Consider the following 18,534-nt stretch of genomic DNA (forward strand, 5'->3'; position numbering starts at 1 on the left):
AGGACTTTATACTCATGATGATTTCGTTTTTTTTGCTAAAATAAATGAATGTGAATAAAATTTCACCGAATTATTAAATTTAAGGGGATGTATCGTTTTGTCATTGCTAGATGATCAAACATTGCTGGAAACGTACATAGAGTCCGTGAAACTTCAATTAGATGATGAATTCGTCCACTTATTGACGAAAGAAATTGATAAGCGATCTATGGAATTGCCTAAAGAAAATCTCCAACTTACATGAATCGACATCAAGCGTTCGCTCGAAATGGGAACGTCATTATAGAGAATACAGAAAGGGTGTGCTGAAAAAGCACACCCTTTCTTTTATTGATTAGAGGTTGGGTTGCTTTGACGTTGTCCAGACATTTTAGCAATGCTTGGGATAACGTTCTGCAACTGCCCTGCCTGACCAGTCATCATGCTGTAGGTGGCAGCACCGATGCCGATAGAAGCGACAATCGGCAACCACTGAACATTCTTCTTCTCCATCCTGATCACTCCTCAAATCGCTTGGCTTAATAGCCATTTCTATTGTGTGCGGGAGAAGGACCACGTATGTGAGTTAAAACCATGTTGCCTATCCTTTATTTACCTTTAAGTAATAAACGGATTAAGAATAACGGCCAAAGAATGACCCACCCTAATAACACAAACATATATAAGGACCGCTCTTCTCTACTCTGGTCTATCGGTTCTTTTTGTTGGAAGCAAAAAAACACACCAATTAGGATATAAGCGAAGGCCATCAAACGAATCACTCCTCTACACCATAGCGTATGAAGAAGACATGATATGTGCGTCACCTTAGGCAAATCTTTTTTGGAGCCTCTGATACTAAACATGATAAAATGTTTGGAGAGGTGATTGAATATGGAACGGATCGTCCTGTTTGACGGGGAATGTAATTTTTGCAACCAAAGCGTGCAGTTCATTATTAAAAGAGATCCTAAAGGACGTTTCAAATTCGCATCTCAACAAAGCGAAGTCGGACAATCGTTTATGATGAAATATAAAATTCCAAATGAAGTGGACAGTATCGTCCTAATTGAAGGTTCAAAGTCTTATCTTCAATCCGCGGCTGCGTTGAGAATAAGTAAGTCCTTGAAGGGTTTTTGGAAGATCGGGTTTGCCTTGATTATTGTCCCTAACAAGATAAGGGATTGGGCTTACAATCTCATATCTAAAAATCGTTACAAATGGTTCGGTAAACAGGAAGTCTGTCAACTGCCTTCACCAGAAATTAAGAAACGCTTCTTATGAACTTCTTGGTACAAAAAAGAAGCGTCCTAAAAACAGGACGCTTCCTTCGTTATATAAAACAATAATCCACTTAGAATTCATTAACTTAATTACATACGCTTGAGTTTCATAGATAGAGTGGAACACTTTCCTACCATTAGAATTTTGGGTACACGACTAAAGAGCTGATTCATATAAAATTACCAAGGGTTTCTTCTTCTTCCCCTCTTACAATATTAAAATTGTTTGGGACTGTAGGCTTTCTCTGTTACTTATTTCTAAAGAGGAACTCCACTATTTATTATACGTTTTGAATAAAAAAGCTGCTACCTTTACTTTTGCAAAGGTAGCAGCTTTTTTCATTTAGCGTCCCAGGAGAGATTCGAACTCCCGACCCACAGCTTAGAAGGCTGTTGCTCTATCCAGCTGAGCTACTGGGACATGTAATAGTATGTAATTGGATGCGCAAACTTTTGTCGGCTGTCGTCCCGATTTCTTGGGTGAATTCAAGAAGCTTTGAAATCGGTACGTTGACGTATCACTTCGAAGCATATTCGATCATGCTCTATCCAGCTGAGCTACTGGGACATACTCATTAAAGTTTAAAATATGTAATGGAGCGGGTGAAGGGAATCGAACCCTCGTCATCAGCTTGGAAGGCTGAGGTTTTACCATTAAACTACACCCGCGCAGTTAAAAATTATTAGCTTTGTTTGTGGTCGTTCCATTTATGCCCCTTCCTCTTCTAGATTACTCAAGGAAGTTTATCCGTCGGGGCAACTCGTAGCTTATTCGGTAGAAGCTCTGCTCGTGGCTGAGGTTTTACCATTAAACTACACCCGCATAGAAAAAGTTAGCTTGTAAGAAAACAAGTTTTTGTTGATGTCTTGTGAAGCGGACAAGAATTATTATATTAAGAATACGGGAGAAAGTCAACAGGTTTGCAGCAAAGAATTTAATTCTTCGCTGCAAATTCTGTTGTCATCTGTAAATCGGGCATAGGGTCCCCGTTCACATGATAGAATTGCAATTGCACGTCATTTACATCTTTCCATTCCAAAATCGCATACGTCGGCTCTTCTCGATCTCTCGGGAGCCTTGCGCTTCCTGGGTTGATGAAAAGTGTGTCGCCAACTTTTTCTGCTCCTGCTAAATGAGAATGGCCGAAGCAGGCGACTTGGGCACCGACTTCTTCTGCACGATAAGAGAGGGGCATCAACGTTGACTTGATCTGATGCAGATGTCCATGAACTACCAAAAACCTCACTTCTCCTACCTGAAGGGTTTGTTCTTCCTCCATTTCTGGTTCGAAATCACAGTTCCCTTTTGCATAAGTGAAGCCTTCAAGCTCTTCAGCATCATAAGCGAGTTCAGAATCTCCACAATGGATCATGGCATCGACATCCCGGTGTCTTTCTTTGATTTCCACCACTTCGTTTTTTAAACCGTGGGTATCACTCACAATTAAAACTTTCGGCATACGACTCACCTCGATTAGCTTTGAGTTTTCAACCACTCTTCAATTTGTTTTATGGCGTGGTGACGGTGGCTGATTGCGTTCTTCTCTTCAGAGGAGTGATCAGCCATCGTACGTGAAGACCCTTCCGGTATGAATACAGGATCATAACCGAAACCATTTGTGCCTTGAGGTTCGGTAGCGATAGTGCCTTCACACGTTCCTCTTCTTACAAATGTGTTTTCTCCTGGCCTCGCAACTGCTACAGCACATACAAAGCGTGCCGTTCTCTTTTCTTCAGGTACGCCATAGAGTTGTTTTAAGAGTTTTTCTGTATTTTTGCCGTCATCTTTTTCTATTCCTGCATAGCGGGCGGAATAAACGCCCGGTTCCCCATTCAATGCATCGACTTCCAAACCTGAATCGTCAGCCACCACAGGAACTTCAAAATGCTCTGCCATCGCTTCCGCTTTAATGACCGCATTTTCTTCAAATGTCGATCCTGTTTCTTCTATGTCTATGGAACGATCAATATCTAATAGGGATTTTACAGATATGTCGTATTTGGAAAACATCTGACGGAACTCACTTACTTTACCTGGGTTCTTCGTCGCCACTATTAGTTCCTTCATTTTACTTAGCCGCCTCTGCTTTTGTACGGATGACGTCTGACCATTCTCCGATTGCTTCTTCCTGGAGTTTGATTAGATCTGTAACGCCTTCCTCAGCGAGGGACAACATCTTTTGCAGCTGCTGCATGGAGAATGTTGCTTCTTCTCCAGTTCCCTGTAATTCAACAAATTCACCATTTCCAGTCATGATGACGTTCATATCCACCTGTGCTTTGCTGTCTTCTTCGTAACAAAGGTCCAGGATCTCATTTCCATCAGGCAATACACCTACAGAGATAGCAGTCAAGAAATCTGTTATAGGCAGCTCTTTGATCGTTTTTTTATTCACTAATTTGCCTAAGGCAATAACGACAGCAACGAATGCACCAGTTATGGAAGCTGTGCGTGTTCCTCCGTCAGCCTGGATCACATCACAATCGACCCAAATGGTACGTTCGCCGATTTTATCTAAATCAACAACGGCCCGGAGAGAACGTCCGATCAAACGTTGGATTTCCATCGTACGCCCAGAAACTTTTCCTTTTGACGACTCACGTATATTTCTTTGTTCGGTTGCACGAGGCAGCATTGCATATTCAGCTGTAATCCAGCCCTTTCCTTGTCCACGTAAAAAAGGAGGTACACGATCCTCTACGCTGGCATTACAAATTACTTTCGTATCTCCAAAACTGATCAGCACGGACCCTTCTGGATGCTTCACATAATCCGTTTCGATTGTTACTTTTCTTAGTTCGTTGACTTCCCGATGATCATTTCTCATCAGTAACGACCTCCTTTTACCTACACCATTATCCTTGCCCATCTTAACACAAATTACATGCGTGAGGTAGTTAAAGCTCAAATGGAAAAGCGCCTCAAAAGCTTTTCACTTTTGAAGCGCTTCTTGACTATACTTTGCGACTACATGGCTTCAGCGCCATTGATATCCTGTCTTGTAACTGGTTCAGCCAATGGCTCTCCAGCTTCATTGAACACATGCTCCGTTCCATCTACATGGACTTCGACTGATTCAATATCTGCTTGATCAGTAAGGCTCATAACAAGACTCGCTAACGCCGCATCAGATAAGGATGGCTGCTCCTCCACACTTGTCAGTATGTTTTCATTGAAGGAAACCGTCAGCACTCCGTTTTCAAGCTTAGAGTTGACCAATTCCGCTCCTTCATTAAAAGGATTCATTAGTGCACTTCCGAGTTCAGGACCTTCCAATAACGCCTGTACCATCGCGGTATATTCGTCACTTCCTTTAGCTACACGAGTGGTCACAGGAACTTGATAAACCTGTTCCCCGTTTTGGGCAGGGAAATAAACCGTCACCGCTTCACTGTTCATAATATCTGTGTTGTTACCGACACTGTGGTTGATCCCGTCAGCACGGGAGATCCCTTTAGAAATCGGGGTCCCGTCGACAGGCATCACTTGCTGTTCGTGACCGTTGATCCAAAGCTTAATTCGTTTCACATTTTCGAACTGAGTCAGTGTATAGGTCATGGCTTGTAAAATTTTCTCTTCATCTTCAGCCGCATAATTTTTGAATTCTTCCGACACATCTACAACAAGCGTTCCATCCTCTTTGGCGTTAACTCCAAGAATTTCTGTTCCAGCAGGGAGAACCGCTTCAAAACCATTTGGCAGTAAGTTCGTCACAGGACCATCTTTTACCATATACTCAAGCGCCTGTGTCGCCACCTCTTCTGAGGCTGGCAGTTCTAGTGTCTGCGGGGCAACCATGCCGTTCGCGTCCATTAAATACACTTCACGAGCGACTGTGGCTGAAGAAGCATCACCTTCTGTTCCTTCTGTCCCTTCTCCTTCTTCCCCTTCTGTATTTTCACCTTCTCCTTCAGGTTGAGGTTCATCACTACTCGGATCTGGCGTTGTTGTAACCGCCTCTTCAGGTGTATCCATTTTCTCTAATGATTGCTCTCCTTCAAAAAGGCAGCCTGAAAGTAACCCTGCACTCAGCAGTAATAAAACCGCGAGTATGAAGGGTTTGTAGCCGTAATTCTTCATAGTTTTCCCTCCTGAGATAGATTGTACTACCATATATACGAGCCCCCTGAAGGATTAGACCAGAGAATTTTATGAACGAAAATGAGACTTCTATTAAAAAAAGTGAACACCGGCTGGTTCATCTTTGACTTTTAATATCTGTGCCAGGCACTCGAAATGGTATACCGGTGCCTGGCACCCTAGCTCTAAAAGTAGTGACAGGCACCAAAATACTTCTCTGAGGTGCCAGGCTTTTTGATCACCATTTCACATAACACACTCTAAAAAAGCTCTGCTTTAGTAAGCAGAGCTCGGAACATGTTCAATTCGAACGGATTTAAGAATTTGTACGGGTTCCTCAAACCAACTGTTTGCGACCAGGCGGAACTTTTCGATATCTCCCGTCGTATAAAATTCATGAACAGGAGAAGCATTCCCTTTTTCTAAAAGCTTATGGTAAGCAAGGATCAAACTAGCTTCCCTTGCCGTTTCTTCACCAGAACTAATCACTTGAATATGATTTCCCATCTCTTTTTGCACGAGATCCTTGATCAATGGATAGTGGGTACACCCTAAAATAAGGGTGTCGATATGATTCATTTCTTTCAGAGGCTGCAAGGTATTGGAAACGATCCCTTCAGCTTTTGGACCGGATAGAATTCCGTCTTCCACCATAGGTACAAAAGGAGGACAGGCGAGTCCATTGACCCGGATGTTTTGATCAATCTCTACGAGTGCATTCGGATAGGCTTTACTTTCAATCGTTCCTTCCGTACCGATCACACCAATTCGCTTATTACGGCTGAATTTAATCGCTGCACGTGCACCGGGTTCAATGACACCGATAACAGGAATATTCAGCGTCTCCTGAAGTTCTGTAAGCGTATAGGCCGTGGCTGTATTACAGGCAATCACCAACATCTTAATGTTTTTCTCTAATAAGAAATTGACCATTTGCCATGTGAATGCTCGAACTTCCTCCTCTGAGCGAGGACCATATGGACACCTTTTTGTATCGCCTAGATAAAGAAAAGTCTCTTTGGGTAATTGACGCATCAACTCTCTTGCCACCGTTAAACCGCCCACGCCTGAATCTATGACTCCTATCGGTTGTTTCAATTCGCATCCCTCTTTTATATCTTAGTTGTCTGTTTCCTTGTCTGTCTCTTTCATGTTTTCGTGGAGAACGTGGAGTAAGCGGTTGAGTGTTTCTACATCCTCTTCCGGCACGCCCTTCAAGACTTCTTCGAGGTAATTCTGCCGTTTCTCAATCACCTCATGGATGATTTTCTCTCCCTTTTCCAAGACATGAATACGGACAACACGACGGTCTTTAGGGTCACGAACTCTCTCTACAAGATCGTTCTTTTCCATTCGGTCAACAAGATCTGTCGTCGTGCTGCAGGCAAGGTGGATATAGTTGGAAAGCTCTCCTATCGTCATGTCTCCCTTTTCCAAAAGCCACTGGAGAGCAACGAATTGTGGAGCTGTAATTGGATAATGATTTAAGATAACTCGTCCTCTTTGTTTAATAATCCCGGCTATGTATCTTAACTCTTTCTCTACATCAGCCATCATGGTCGTCTGTTGTGATTTTGTCACATTCAGCACTCCTAACGAAAATACTTTTATAAATCTCATTCTCATGGTTTGAGCAGAAAAATTCAAGGTCTAACTTCTCTTTATAAGAAAAACCCTTTCAGGTATGGCTGCGTTAAACGCGACCCTACCTGAAAGGACCCCCTCCATCTCAATAGCAATGGTTAGCTGTTCTATGGAGATCACAATTCCAGTTCTCCCATGCGCAGTAGTTCTACCACTGCCTGGGAACGTCCTTTCACCCCTAGCTTTTGCATTGCGTTCGAGATGTGATTCCGCACAGTTTTCTCTGAAATGAAGAGCTCTTTTGCGATCTCACGTGTCGTCTTATCCTGTACTAGAAGCTCGAAAACTTCTCGCTCCCGCTTGGTAAGAATTTGTGTTGGCCGATAGCCGTCCTCCTTCACAAGCGTACCCCTCCTTGTTGTCCCTGAGCTTATATGAGGGGAATTATTTAGTCTCTGTATCGTATGAACAGGAAGGTCGCCCTGTGCTACGCTTTCATGATTTAGACACAAGCCCGAGTTCTTGCGCTTTGAAGAGCGCTTCTGTACGCGACCTTACATTCAGTTTATTAAAAATACCAGTTAAGGTGTATTCTACACTTCGCTGCGACATATGAAGGGTTTGTGCAATTTCTCTGTTCGTATAACCAGACGCTACTTCCTGTAAAATGGACTGTTCTTTTTCATTCAAAGAAAAACCGTTGCCTTCTTCTGTTTCAGAAGGAGTGCTTACACTGGCCTCTGATCTTCTCAACTGTTTGAATAAATGAATAGGAATAACTACCTCATCCCTGCATGCACAACGAATCGCGGTTACCAGTTGCTCACTAGTTGCCGTTTTACTGACAAAACCATTAATGTCCGCTTCCACTAACATATTGAAATGGGTGTTCAAATCAAATCCTGTATAAATAAGCAGCTTCAGATCAGGGTAAGACTTCCGAATTTTCTTCGCCAACTCAATTCCGTTTATCCCCGGCATGTATAAATCCAATAGGACGATATCATAATTTTTTTCTTTTAAAAGGGGTTCTACATTTTGATTTTCATGAGTGACATCCACTTGCATGTCCCCTTCTTGCTCGAGCATCGATTTCGTTCCTGCGCCTACAGCAGGATGATCATCGACAATTAACACATTCATCATACTTGGACCTCCCTTTTTATTTCAATTGGAAACGTAATCATCGTTTTAAACCCTTCGCCTAATGCGGTTTCTATTTCCAGATGTCCATTCAGACCATTAACCCTTTGTTCGATCCCAGATAACCCAATATGCGAGAACAAATCACGTTGAACGGAATAGTCCATGCCTTTTCCGTTATCTGAGTATAAAAGCATCACTTGATTCTCTTGGCTGGATAGTGATAGTTTGACAATTTTTGCATCCGAGTGTTTCATAGCATTCGTCAAAAGCTCTTGAACAACTCTGAAGATAGCTAAGATCCGCTCTTGATCCAATTCTGCATCAAAACGTTCATCCGAGAAATAGACCGTAAAGTTCGAGCGAAGCTGATATTGATGAATCAAATTCTTTAATGATTGAACAAGCCCCATTTCCTCAATGAATGCCGGACGCAGTTCATTACATGTCTCACGAATCAAGTGAATACTGTCAAGGAGAGACTCTTTATAAACCATCAACTCTGCATGCAAACTTGGGGTTAAATCATTTCTGTGCCTGATCAAATCATCCATCTTTCTATAAAGGTACAGTTGCTCTTGCAGCACCGTATCATGCAAATCAATGGAAAGCTGCTTTCTTTGATTTTCAGCGATCGTAAACAATAACCTTGAAAGCCATGTTGGGTATTTTTGTGTCTGGCCGCTTCTCAATTTACGAAGTTCTTTTAATAAATCTTCAATCGTGTTCATATTTTGAATCGCAATATTTGCATTATGAGAGATGGTTTGCAAATACGTTTTCTCATCTCGGTTCAAGGTTGTGTAATCTTTCTTCCCTTTGCACCACATCATGGTCAGCTTTTCTAACGAGTAGCCTACAATGACTCCAAACCCTTTCTCCGTTTCAATCACTGAACCGATATCATGATGGTGATTGTTCAGATGCTCATCAAAATGGTCGATGATATCCCTGGGAATCTGGTCATACACACAGTACATATTTCGTTTATTATGCTTGGAATAAATATAAATATCTCGAACATTCAGTACATTTTTCACTTCATCACGCATGACCTTCATTAAATCGACCGCATTGGATTGGTCCTTCATGTCCTGAGCCATCCGGTGCATACTCTCCTGATAACCATAACGAGCAGAAAACAAATAACGCTGCAGTTTGAAATCCAACACTTCTTTTACTGATAAAAATAAGACGAAAGAAGATTGGAACAGCAGAAACATTTGAATGTAACTGATCACGTATAAATCTTCTTCAACTAGCCAGCCAATCGTAAACATCAGAGCTAAACTCGGGAGGACAGACAGGATCATATAATACCGGACACGCGTCATGACAAAGTCAATATCAATCAATCTTTCTCTCGTTACCAAATACATGAAGGTAATTGGTAGAGCGATAAGAAACATAGCTCCAACTTCAAGTGAAATCACCTTCACTCCAAAAGCAAGGGCAGGAATCAAATAAAGAAAAATATAAGGAAAGAACGCAATCGTCATCCCTATGGCCATGTATTTAAAAATGGGACCCACCGCTGCACTCTTGTGAATATACAGTCCCCGGTAAATGATAAAAAACGAGATAATATACAAAACCAAAAGCAAGCCGCCGGGGATCGGGTCAAAGAATGCTGGATAAGATTCTATAGTCAGGAAGTAACCTTCAAGTAACGATACAAACCCTACAGTGAGGTATAACGAATACACAATTTTTTTTGAAAACCAATAAATGTTCAATTCCTGAAAATAGTTATATAAAAAATGGATTAAAATCACAGGGGAAAACAAAAATAACCCTGTGTTTAAAAATAGACCGTACAAATCATCCCTTACCGCGCCACTGTTGCTTAAATATCCAGTAGCGATAGCTAGAAAGAACAAAATCAACTGTTCTGCTGAATACCTCTTCGGTACTCGTTTATGAACAAGGTAGGATATACCCAGAATAACTAAAAAGAAAAGAGCGGGAATGACAATGTACAATAACCAATGAATGGGACTTGAATTTTCAATGTCACTGTAGAAAGTCTCTTGTCCATTATGTTGTATTGAAAATGAGTTCGCTCCTTCCAGCTCATTGAACATTGAAACAGAACGATGTTCCTCTGGGGGTTCATCATTTATCGAATGGACTTCTCCTCCAAGCGGAACCCCATGACGGTCTCCCCAACTTCCACTGTGTACAGAGGTCACCACCCATTTTCCTTGTCTTTCGTTTACGCTGATTCCAAGGTAGGGCTGGGTGACGGATAATACGATCATGTAACAAGCGGACAAAATGAAAAAGGATAGAACCAACCACTGAGACCATTTGAAATTAAACATGTATAAATCCACCTTCGTACATTATTCAACCAAGTCTATTATACTATGGAACTTACAGCCTACAACCCATAGTCTTTTTTCCATATATTATTCAGCAATATGGCAGGATTCTTGAAGACTTGATTTCGAGATGTTTGTGCAATTCTTGGGGCTGCGGGAAAAGGTTCGCTTTCCATGGGGCGGGCGCTGAGCCTCCTCAGGCCACGCCTTCCAGGGTCTCAGCTGTCCCGCACACCCCATAGGAGTCTCACCGTTTCCCTCCGCCCCTTTGCCATACGAGGTTCTCGAAATCCCTTGAGCAGTAACCTGCCGAGCTCTGTAATGAAAGCCTGTTCACCCACGCCGTTATAGAGTTGTTTTAACCATACATCCTGCACGAATAAGGCGTGGGAACAGGGTCTGGGAAACGTCCGCATGAAAAAAGAATGGAGACACAAACGCGTGTGTTTTTCTAATGACTGATTCAAAACATTGCAAATCGTCGTTTCCCAGACCCCGTATCCATGGCAAGGATTTATCTTTCATTATTTCAGCTAAGCAAGGCCTTCTTTAAGGATTTTTGTTAGGTGCTCCTTGCACCCCTAAAGAAAGCGAGCCATTCCCCGTAGCCCCTAAATCCACACAAACATCTCGAAACTGAGTCTTCAAGAAACTGAAGCGTTTTGGAAGAAGTAGAAAAGGCAAAAAAAGAAGCCTCCATATAAAATGGAGACTTCTTTAGTAATATTAGACGCGTTGGTCGCTTCCGAAGAAGCTTTTGAAAGATTCAATAGCTGTGTCACGGTTAAGGGCAGCAATGGAAGTCGTTAAAGGAATTCCTTTAGGACATGACTGTACACAGTTTTGTGCGTTTCCGCAACCCATTAGACCCTCTTCATCCATGATTGTCTGCAAACGTTCACTCTTATTCATCTCTCCTGTAGGGTGGGAGTTGAACAGACGAACTTGAGACAATGGAGCAGGTCCAATGAAGTCCGACTTACTATTGACGTTCGGGCAAGCTTCCAAGCATACTCCACATGTCATACATTTGGATAGCTCATAAGCCCACTGACGTTTACTTTCTGGCATCTTAGGTCCTGGACCTAGATCGTATGTTCCATCAATTGGAATCCAGGCTTTAACTTTCTTCAATGAATCGAACATCCGGCTGCGATCAACTGCCAGGTCACGGTTGACTGGGAATGTCGTCATAGGAGCCAAGCGGATCGGCTGTTCGAGTTGGTCAACAAGTGCTGTACAGGATTGACGAGGTGTGCCATTGATCACCATGGAACAAGCGCCACATACCTCTTCCAAACAACCCATATCCCAATAAACAGGAGTCGTCGGTTCACCATCTGCATTGACAGGGTTACGACGAATTTCCATAAGCGCAGAGATGACGTTCATATTTTCACGATACGGAATCTCGAATTTCTCTTCATAAGATGATTCATCAGGGTGGTCCTGACGAGTAATGATCATCGTGACCGTTTTATTTTCGCTCATGATCGTTACCTCCTTTATTTACTTTTCGAGTAATCACGTTTACGAGGCTCGATTAAGGATGTATCGACTTCGTCATAACGGAATACCGGCTTATTGTTTTCTTTATCAAAGCTAGCAACCGTTGTCTTCAGCCAATCTTCGTCGTTACGTTCAGGGAATTCTGGCTTGTAATGGGCGCCACGGCTTTCATTACGGTTGTATGCGCCTTGAGTAATAACACGCGCTAACTGGAGCATGTTCCAAAGCTGACGTGTGAACATGGCTCCCTGGTTGCTCCAGCGAGAAGTATCATTGATGTTGATTCGTTTGTAACGATCCATCAATTCTACGATCTTTTCATCTGTTTTCAGAAGCTTTTCGTTTTCCCGGACAACCGTAACGTTGTCCGTCATCCATTCCCCAAGCTCTTTATGAATTTGGTAAGCATTTTCATCGCCATCCATATTCATAATTTCCTCGAATTTATCCTGTTCTTCTTTTACTTTCTCTTCAAACAGTTTGGATGTCATATCATCCGCCAGTGTTTCTAATCCATCAATATATTTAACAGCATTCGGTCCAGCTACCATTCCACCAAAAATGGAAGAAAGAAGTGAGTTTGCCCCGAGTCTGTTCCCACCGTGTTGAGTATAATCACATTCTCCGGCAGCGAAAATTCCTGGGATATTGGTCATCTGGTCATAATCGACCCACATTCCACCCATGGAGTAGTGCACCGCAGGGAAAATCTTCATCGGTACTTTACGCGGATCATCTCCTACGAATTTTTCATAGATTTCAATGATTCCGCCAAGCTTGACGTCCAATTCCTTCGGATCTTTATGAGAAAGGTCAAGATACACCATGTTTTCACCATTGATCCCTAGCTTTTGATTGACACAAACATCAAAGATTTCGCGTGTGGCAATGTCACGTGGTACGAGGTTTCCATAAGCCGGATATTTTTCCTCTAAGAAATACCATGGCTCCCCATCTTTATATGTCCATACACGTCCACCTTCACCACGAGCCGATTCACTCATAAGGCGCAATTTGTCATCCCCAGGAATCGCTGTCGGGTGAATTTGAATGAATTCTCCGTTTGCATAGTCTACGCCTTGCTGATAAAGGGCACCTGCTGCGGATCCTGTGTTGATGACAGAGTTCGTTGACTTACCGAAAATGATTCCAGGTCCGCCTGTTGCCATGATGACAGCATCTGCTGGGAAGGCTTTAATTTCATGGTCACTAAGGTTCTGACCAATAATACCTCGACCTACACCTTTATCATCGACAATGGCGGATAGGAATTCCCAGTTTTCATATTTCGTTACAAGGCCATTCACTTCATGGCGACGCACTTGTTCATCAAGAGCGTAAAGAAGCTGTTGACCGGTTGTTGCTCCGGCAAATGCTGTACGGTGGTGCTGCGTTCCACCAAAGCGACGGAAATCAAGCAATCCCTCCGGAGTACGGTTGAACATTACGCCCATACGATCCAGCAAGTGAATAATTCCTGGTGCTGCATCACACATCGCTTTTACTGGAGGCTGGTTCGCTAAGAAGTCGCCCCCATAAACTGTATCGTCAAAGTGTTCCCATGGGGAATCGCCTTCCCCTTTCGTATTAACTGCCCCGTTAATTCCGCCTTGGGCACATACAGAGTGAGAACGCTTAACAGGAACAATGGAAAGCAAGTCCACGTGAACCCCTTGTTCTGCTGCTTTAATTGTTGCCATTAGGCCGGCTAAACCACCACCGACAACAACAATATTACGGTTTGTCATGATTGAAGCTCACTCCCTTGAATACTAAAAATCTACCGTTTCGTGATTAAAATTTTCATTGATTATATGCCATATGCGAATTGAATCAGTGTACGAACACCAACATAAGAGATCGCAAGGAAAATAATGATGCTTGCATAGGTCATAATCTTCTGTGAGCGAGGTGATACTGTGATTCCCCAGCTGACAAAGAACGACCAAAGACCATTAGAGAAGTGGAAAGTCGTTGAGATGACCCCTACTATGTAGAACCAAAAGAAGAAAGGTTCAGTAAGGATGCCTTCCATCAACGAATAGTTCAATTCTGCCCAACCGAAACCAATAGCAATTCTCGTTTCCCATACATGCCATGCAATGAATATGAGTGTGATGATTCCAGTGATCCGTTGGAAGATGAACATCCAGTTCCTGAAATAACCGAAGTTAGATAAATTACTTTTCGCTGTGAAAGCAATATACACTCCGTAAATAGAGTGAAACAACAGTGGTAAAAAGATAATGAAAGTCTCCAGTACATAACGATATGGCAAGCTCTCCATAAAATGAGCTGCAGCGTTAAATGCTTCTGGTCCACGTGTTGCAAAAAAGTTCACAGTCAAGTGCTGGATCAAAAAGATCCCGATTGGGACGACTCCCAAAAGTGAATGCAGTCTTCGATTAACGTATCCGCGTGTTCCCGCCATATTTACCCCCCTCAAGATGATAACAGTTTGAATATGAACATTTTTCAGACAGTTAAGCGCTTTAATTTAGCGTTAAAAATAATAGGAAAAGCCCCTGTTCCCTTCTTACTTGTCTGACCAATGTACAATTTGTGACATGTTTATTGTACTTCTATCCCGTATAAGCGTCAAGAAAGCACGTTCATAATTTGCTCAAAAATACACATTTATTTCCTTTCGATGAAAAGGGACAATTTTTATTGCACCAAACCTTGTTTCGAGTGATAATAAGGAGAGAAAGGAATGAGCGTTTTGAAAGAATCTACGAAGCTAACAACCGGCAACATTTCATCGCTTGTAGGGACAGGCGCAGGTTTTGATTTGATGCGTTATTACACCCTCCCGGATTTCTTAGGGAAAGATGCCCCCTACCTCCTTTATTATATGGGGAAGAACATGGCTAGACAGACAGAAATCAGCACCTTGGATGAGCTCTATGAGTTTTTCCAGTACATGGGCTGGGGTGAACTTGTTTTAGTCAAAGAAAAGAGAAAAGAAATGATTTTTAAATTGAGCGGCCATATGATAGAGAAGCGGCTGAATCAAAAAATGTTCGAAGTCGAGTTCCGCATGGAATGTGGGTTCATGGCAGAAATCATCTGCCAAATTAGTGATTATACATATGAATGTTTTGAAGAGAAAAACCACAAAGAGAACTATGTTGAAATTAAAGCACTAAAAGGATAAATAAAGAAAGAAAAGAACCAGCTGTTATTCTTCAGCTGGTTCTTCTACGTTATCCTGATTCAAATGGATGAGAATCGTATTAGCTACAGGTTCCGGAACACCTAATCTCGTAATATCCTCAATATCTGCATTTTTAATTTCCATTACAGACTTGAAGTGTCTTAACAATAAGCGCCTTCGTTTCTGGCCGACCCCTGGTATACGATCCAGTTCAGATTGAATGGCACCCTTGCCTCGAAGCTGTCGGTGAAAGGAAATGGCGAATCTGTGAACCTCATCTTGAATTCTCTGGACAAGATAAAATTCTTGAGACTGACGATCAAGATCGATAGGGCTTGGGGGATCCCCGTATAATAATTCACTGGTTTTGTGTTTATCGTCTTTAGCTAGGCCGCATAGAGGAACATCAACACCGAGTTCATTCTCAAGGACATCAAGAGCTGCCGTCATTTGACCCTTCCCGCCATCGATGACGATTAAATCAGGGAGGGGCAGGTCTTCTTTTAACACCCGCTTGTACCTCCTTCGAATCACTTCTCTCATGGTTTCGTAGTCATCAGGACCCTCTACATCCCTGATCTTATACTTCCTGTACTCTTTCTTATGTGGTTTTCCATCAATGAAAACAACCATGGCTGAAACAGGATCTGCCCCTTGTATATTGGAGTTATCGAAAGCTTCGATCCGGTGAGGTGTTTCAATGTGAAGATGATTTCCAAGTGCTTCAACGGCTTTAATGGTTCGCTCTTCATCTCGTTCGATCAGAGCAAATTTTTCTTCCAAAGATATTTTTGCGTTTTTCATCGCAAGCTCAACCAATTCTTTCTTCCGACCACGCATAGGAATATGGACTTTCGTATCTAATGCTCCTTCTAAAACATCGACGTCCGTTGCAACCGGGACGAGGACTTGTTTAGGATATGGATGGTTTTGGTGCAAGTAGAAGCGGCCGATATAGCTGATAAACGTTTCTTCTGGATCATCGAAAAATGGAAACAACGTGACATCCCGTTCGATGAGTTTGCCCTGACGGACGAAAAAGACCTGTACACACATCCACCCTTTATCATAGGAATAACCGAAGATGTCCCTGTCTACTTGATCATTCATCGTCATCTTCTGTTGTTCCATGACAGATTCAATATGCTCAATTTGATCTCTCAATTCTTTCGCACGTTCAAAATCAAGCTCTTCTGAAGCTTCGAGCATACGCTTTTTCAAATCTTTCTTTATTTCCGTATGGCCCCCATTTAGGAAGGAGGTTATATTTTGTACAATTTCTTCATTGGTTTGTTTGGATACCTTATACTCACATGGTCCCAGGCACTGATGCATGTGGTAATAAAGACAAACACGGTCGGGCATGGTATTACATTTTCTCAATGGATACAATCGATCCAATAGTTTTTTCGTTTCCCTTGCAGCAATGACGTTTGGGTAGGGACCGAAATACTTCCCTTTATCTTTTTTCACGTTTCTTGTAACAATCAGCCTGGGGTGTCTCTCTGCGGTCACCTTCAAATATGGGTACGTTTTATCGTCTTTTAATAAAACGTTGTATTTTGGATCGTATTTTTTTATTAAATTCATTTCCAGTATTAAAGCTTCAATCTCTGAAGTGGTCACGATGTATTCGAAGTTGATGATTTCACGGACAAGTCGCTGTGTTTTACCGTCATGTGCTCCAGTAAAATAAGAGCGAACTCGATTTTTTAACACTTTAGACTTCCCTACGTAGATGACTGTATCATTCTTATCCTTCATCAAATAACAACCGGGCTGGTCCGGTAGTACAGCCAGTTTCTCTTTAATTGTTGAGTTCATAAAAGTTCACTCCATGACTTGCAGATTATATATTGAAAAATACCACAACTATGGAACAAGTATGCAGGTTCAATTCGTCTGGACCAACTTAAGCAACGTCTCGAGTGATTGAAAGTACGCAAAAAGCTGCTTAAGATCTTGAACCTGAGTACACCCTGAAAGATGATGAAAGCCGCGCTGCTTGGCAACGCGGCTTTCAAAGTTAATTCTTTCATTAGGAATGCTTTTGAATCAGTTCAGCCAGGGCTTCTTTCGGTTGGAACCCGATGACTTGATCAACCACTTGACCATCTTTGAATAGAAGCAGTGTCGGGATACTCATGACACCGAACTTACCTGCTGTTTCTTGGTTTTCGTCAACATCCAGCTTGACGATTTTTACTTGATCGCTCATCTCCGCATCCAATTCCTCTAATACGGGTGCAATCATCTTACAAGGGCCACACCATGGTGCCCAGAAGTCAGCTAGGACAAGACCCTGGTTAGTTTCTTCTGTAAAGTTTTGATCAGTTGCTTTTACAATTGCCATTATATAATTCCTCCTCGACCTAATAGTCTGTTAAGAGTATATCACTATCTATTTTTAGTGACTAACAATTTGTTTATACCTTATTTAAACATGGAATAAAGCCGAAGCCAAATATTTGGCTTCGGCTTTAAGCTTAGGCGTTTACTTTCATTTCTTTAATTTCTTCAATTAGTTTAGGCACAACATCGAACAAATCGCCGACAATTCCGTAATCAGCAACATTGAAGATGTTTGCTTCTGGATCCTTATTAATCGCCACAATGACTTTGGAGTTCGACATTCCAGCTAAGTGTTGAATAGCTCCAGATATACCGCATGCAATATACAGGTCTGGCGTTACAACCTTTCCTGTTTGACCGATTTGTAAAGAGTAGTCACAGTAACCCGCATCGCATGCCCCGCGGGATGCACCAACTGTCCCCCCAAGAACCTCAGCAAGTTTCTCAAGTGGTTCAAAGCCTTCCGCACTCTTCACGCCACGACCACCGGCTACAATGACTTTCGCTTCCGAAAGATCGACACCATCCGAAGACTTGCGTAAGATATCCTTTATTATTGTACGGATATTTGAAATCTCCACTTCTTTTTGGGATACGCTTCCTGCTAAAGAGTCATCTCTTGTAAGCGCTGGGATGTTATTTGGACGAATGGTCGCAAACACGAGTCCTTCTGTAACCACTTTCTTCTCGAAAGCTTTTCCGGAATAGATGGGACGTGTGAAAACAATGTCGCCACCTTCAGCGACTACCTCAGTAGCATCTGAAATCAATCCAGACTCGAGCTTACTGGCAAGTTTCGGAGTCAAATCCTTACCAATCGCCGTATGACCCATGATGATTCCTTCAGGTGATTCATCCTGGATCACCTGATATACCGCTTGAGCATAACCATCAGATGTATACGTTTTCAAATCTGGGTTTGAAACAGTGATTACTTTGGAAGCACCATAGTAAACCATTTCCTGTCCCATTTCATTTAAATCGCCATCTCCACAAAGGACACCAACGACTTCTCCCCCATCACTGACGATATTCGCTGCCGCAATGGCTTCAAATGTAACATTACGAAGAGATCCTTCTCTTGCTTCCCCGATCACCAAAACTTTTTTACTCATAAAGATT

Annotated in this window: 19 protein-coding genes and 2 tRNA genes; 3 read left to right on the forward strand and 18 right to left on the reverse strand. The window is 42.3% G+C overall.

Annotation, left to right across the window (positions count from 1 at the left end; genetic code table 11):
* Positions 1 to 97: 97 nt before the first annotated feature.
* Positions 98 to 244, forward strand: a complete 147-nt coding sequence (gene sda, locus DYE48_RS04595; protein ID WP_202410038.1) for a sporulation histidine kinase inhibitor Sda — start codon at positions 98 to 100, stop codon at positions 242 to 244.
* A gap of 83 nt (positions 245 to 327) precedes the next feature.
* On the opposite strand, the gene DYE48_RS21100 is transcribed toward sda, so the two are convergent.
* Positions 328 to 492 carry a hypothetical protein gene (locus DYE48_RS21100; protein ID WP_167356075.1) on the reverse strand — a complete coding sequence of 55 codons (165 nt, stop codon included), beginning with the start codon at positions 490 to 492 and terminating at the stop codon, positions 328 to 330.
* 381 nt (positions 493 to 873) lie between these two features.
* Between DYE48_RS21100 and DYE48_RS04600 the strand changes: the two genes are divergently transcribed.
* Positions 874 to 1,263 (forward strand): thiol-disulfide oxidoreductase DCC family protein, encoded by a 390-nt coding sequence (locus DYE48_RS04600; RefSeq protein ID WP_115822600.1) that lies wholly within the window; start codon positions 874 to 876, stop codon positions 1,261 to 1,263.
* A gap of 346 nt (positions 1,264 to 1,609) precedes the next feature.
* Here the strand turns inward: DYE48_RS04600 and DYE48_RS04605 are convergent.
* From DYE48_RS04605 to DYE48_RS04670, 14 genes are all read right to left on the reverse strand, one after another.
* Positions 1,610 to 1,683 (reverse strand) — tRNA-Arg (locus tag DYE48_RS04605).
* A gap of 174 nt (positions 1,684 to 1,857) precedes the next feature.
* Positions 1,858 to 1,931: transfer RNA gene (locus DYE48_RS04610), tRNA-Gly, on the reverse strand.
* A 266-nt stretch (positions 1,932 to 2,197) separates the two neighbouring features.
* Complete coding sequence (locus DYE48_RS04615; protein ID WP_115822601.1) at positions 2,198 to 2,722, reverse strand: metallophosphoesterase; 525 nt, start codon at positions 2,720 to 2,722, stop codon at positions 2,198 to 2,200.
* A 14-nt stretch (positions 2,723 to 2,736) separates the two neighbouring features.
* The gene (locus DYE48_RS04620; RefSeq protein WP_115822602.1) at positions 2,737 to 3,330 is read right to left on the reverse strand and encodes an XTP/dITP diphosphatase; all 594 of its coding nucleotides are present in this window, start codon (positions 3,328 to 3,330) and stop codon (positions 2,737 to 2,739) included.
* A 1-nt stretch (position 3,331) separates the two neighbouring features.
* Positions 3,332 to 4,090, reverse strand: coding sequence for a ribonuclease PH (rph, locus tag DYE48_RS04625; protein ID WP_089652705.1), 759 nt, complete (start codon positions 4,088 to 4,090; stop codon positions 3,332 to 3,334).
* A 140-nt stretch (positions 4,091 to 4,230) separates the two neighbouring features.
* Positions 4,231 to 5,343, reverse strand: coding sequence for a GerMN domain-containing protein (locus tag DYE48_RS04630; protein ID WP_115822603.1), 1,113 nt, complete (start codon positions 5,341 to 5,343; stop codon positions 4,231 to 4,233).
* 276 nt (positions 5,344 to 5,619) lie between these two features.
* Positions 5,620 to 6,441, reverse strand: a complete 822-nt coding sequence (racE, locus tag DYE48_RS04635; protein ID WP_115822604.1) for a glutamate racemase — start codon at positions 6,439 to 6,441, stop codon at positions 5,620 to 5,622.
* A gap of 21 nt (positions 6,442 to 6,462) precedes the next feature.
* Positions 6,463 to 6,900, reverse strand: coding sequence for a MarR family winged helix-turn-helix transcriptional regulator (locus tag DYE48_RS04640; protein ID WP_167449446.1), 438 nt, complete (start codon positions 6,898 to 6,900; stop codon positions 6,463 to 6,465).
* 203 nt (positions 6,901 to 7,103) lie between these two features.
* Positions 7,104 to 7,328: a helix-turn-helix domain-containing protein gene (locus DYE48_RS04645; RefSeq protein WP_008635211.1), complete on the reverse strand. Its 225-nt coding sequence runs from the start codon at positions 7,326 to 7,328 to the stop codon at positions 7,104 to 7,106.
* Between the two features lie 94 nt (positions 7,329 to 7,422).
* Positions 7,423 to 8,073: a response regulator transcription factor gene (locus DYE48_RS04650; protein ID WP_115822605.1), complete on the reverse strand. Its 651-nt coding sequence runs from the start codon at positions 8,071 to 8,073 to the stop codon at positions 7,423 to 7,425.
* Complete coding sequence (locus tag DYE48_RS04655; protein ID WP_115822606.1) at positions 8,070 to 10,394, reverse strand: sensor histidine kinase; 2,325 nt, start codon at positions 10,392 to 10,394, stop codon at positions 8,070 to 8,072. Before DYE48_RS04655 ends, DYE48_RS04650 begins: the two co-directional genes overlap by 4 nt.
* A gap of 726 nt (positions 10,395 to 11,120) precedes the next feature.
* A complete protein-coding gene (gene sdhB / locus DYE48_RS04660; protein ID WP_089652710.1) occupies positions 11,121 to 11,885 on the reverse strand; it encodes a succinate dehydrogenase iron-sulfur subunit in 765 nt (254 codons plus the stop codon).
* Positions 11,886 to 11,899: 14 nt separating this feature from the next.
* Entirely contained in the window at positions 11,900 to 13,651 is a 1,752-nt protein-coding gene (sdhA, locus tag DYE48_RS04665; protein ID WP_089652711.1) for a succinate dehydrogenase flavoprotein subunit, read from the reverse strand.
* A 62-nt stretch (positions 13,652 to 13,713) separates the two neighbouring features.
* A complete protein-coding gene (locus tag DYE48_RS04670) occupies positions 13,714 to 14,334 on the reverse strand; it encodes a succinate dehydrogenase cytochrome b558 subunit (protein ID WP_115822607.1) in 621 nt (206 codons plus the stop codon).
* Between the two features lie 282 nt (positions 14,335 to 14,616).
* Between DYE48_RS04670 and DYE48_RS04675 the strand changes: the two genes are divergently transcribed.
* Positions 14,617 to 15,060, forward strand: coding sequence for a YslB family protein (locus DYE48_RS04675; protein ID WP_089652713.1), 444 nt, complete (start codon positions 14,617 to 14,619; stop codon positions 15,058 to 15,060).
* Positions 15,061 to 15,084: 24 nt separating this feature from the next.
* On the opposite strand, the gene uvrC is transcribed toward DYE48_RS04675, so the two are convergent.
* The 3 genes from uvrC to DYE48_RS04690 all read right to left on the reverse strand — a co-directional run bounded on the left by uvrC (position 15,085) and on the right by DYE48_RS04690 (position 18,527).
* Positions 15,085 to 16,884 (reverse strand): excinuclease ABC subunit UvrC, encoded by a 1,800-nt coding sequence (gene uvrC / locus DYE48_RS04680; protein WP_115822608.1) that lies wholly within the window; start codon positions 16,882 to 16,884, stop codon positions 15,085 to 15,087.
* 214 nt (positions 16,885 to 17,098) lie between these two features.
* A complete protein-coding gene (gene trxA / locus DYE48_RS04685; protein WP_035509527.1) occupies positions 17,099 to 17,413 on the reverse strand; it encodes a thioredoxin in 315 nt (104 codons plus the stop codon).
* Between the two features lie 133 nt (positions 17,414 to 17,546).
* The gene (locus tag DYE48_RS04690) at positions 17,547 to 18,527 is read right to left on the reverse strand and encodes an electron transfer flavoprotein subunit alpha/FixB family protein (protein ID WP_115822609.1); all 981 of its coding nucleotides are present in this window, start codon (positions 18,525 to 18,527) and stop codon (positions 17,547 to 17,549) included.
* Between the last annotated feature and the right edge of the window lie 7 nt (positions 18,528 to 18,534).

It is taken from the genome of Halobacillus trueperi (assembly GCF_003386945.1).
Classification (GTDB): Bacteria; Bacillota; Bacilli; order Bacillales; family Halobacillaceae; genus Halobacillus; species Halobacillus aidingensis.

Coding starts and splice junctions, on each gene's coding strand:
- DYE48_RS04655 (WP_115822606.1), bottom strand. CDS start 10,394: ATGTTTAATTTCAAATGGTCTCAGTGGTTGGTTCTATCCTTTTTCATT.
- DYE48_RS04675 (WP_089652713.1), top strand. CDS start 14,617: ATGAGCGTTTTGAAAGAATCTACGAAGCTAACAACCGGCAACATTTCA.
- DYE48_RS04670 (WP_115822607.1), bottom strand. CDS start 14,334: ATGGCGGGAACACGCGGATACGTTAATCGAAGACTGCATTCACTTTTG.
- DYE48_RS04650 (WP_115822605.1), bottom strand. CDS start 8,073: ATGATGAATGTGTTAATTGTCGATGATCATCCTGCTGTAGGCGCAGGA.
- sdhB (WP_089652710.1), bottom strand. CDS start 11,885: ATGAGCGAAAATAAAACGGTCACGATGATCATTACTCGTCAGGACCAC.
- uvrC (WP_115822608.1), bottom strand. CDS start 16,884: ATGAACTCAACAATTAAAGAGAAACTGGCTGTACTACCGGACCAGCCC.
- DYE48_RS04615 (WP_115822601.1), bottom strand. CDS start 2,722: ATGCCGAAAGTTTTAATTGTGAGTGATACCCACGGTTTAAAAAACGAA.
- DYE48_RS04620 (WP_115822602.1), bottom strand. CDS start 3,330: ATGAAGGAACTAATAGTGGCGACGAAGAACCCAGGTAAAGTAAGTGAG.
- DYE48_RS21100 (WP_167356075.1), bottom strand. CDS start 492: ATGGAGAAGAAGAATGTTCAGTGGTTGCCGATTGTCGCTTCTATCGGC.
- rph (WP_089652705.1), bottom strand. CDS start 4,090: ATGAGAAATGATCATCGGGAAGTCAACGAACTAAGAAAAGTAACAATC.
- trxA (WP_035509527.1), bottom strand. CDS start 17,413: ATGGCAATTGTAAAAGCAACTGATCAAAACTTTACAGAAGAAACTAAC.
- DYE48_RS04600 (WP_115822600.1), top strand. CDS start 874: ATGGAACGGATCGTCCTGTTTGACGGGGAATGTAATTTTTGCAACCAA.
- DYE48_RS04690 (WP_115822609.1), bottom strand. CDS start 18,527: ATGAGTAAAAAAGTTTTGGTGATCGGGGAAGCAAGAGAAGGATCTCTT.
- DYE48_RS04630 (WP_115822603.1), bottom strand. CDS start 5,343: ATGAAGAATTACGGCTACAAACCCTTCATACTCGCGGTTTTATTACTG.
- DYE48_RS04640 (WP_167449446.1), bottom strand. CDS start 6,900: ATGATGGCTGATGTAGAGAAAGAGTTAAGATACATAGCCGGGATTATT.
- sdhA (WP_089652711.1), bottom strand. CDS start 13,651: ATGACAAACCGTAATATTGTTGTTGTCGGTGGTGGTTTAGCCGGCCTA.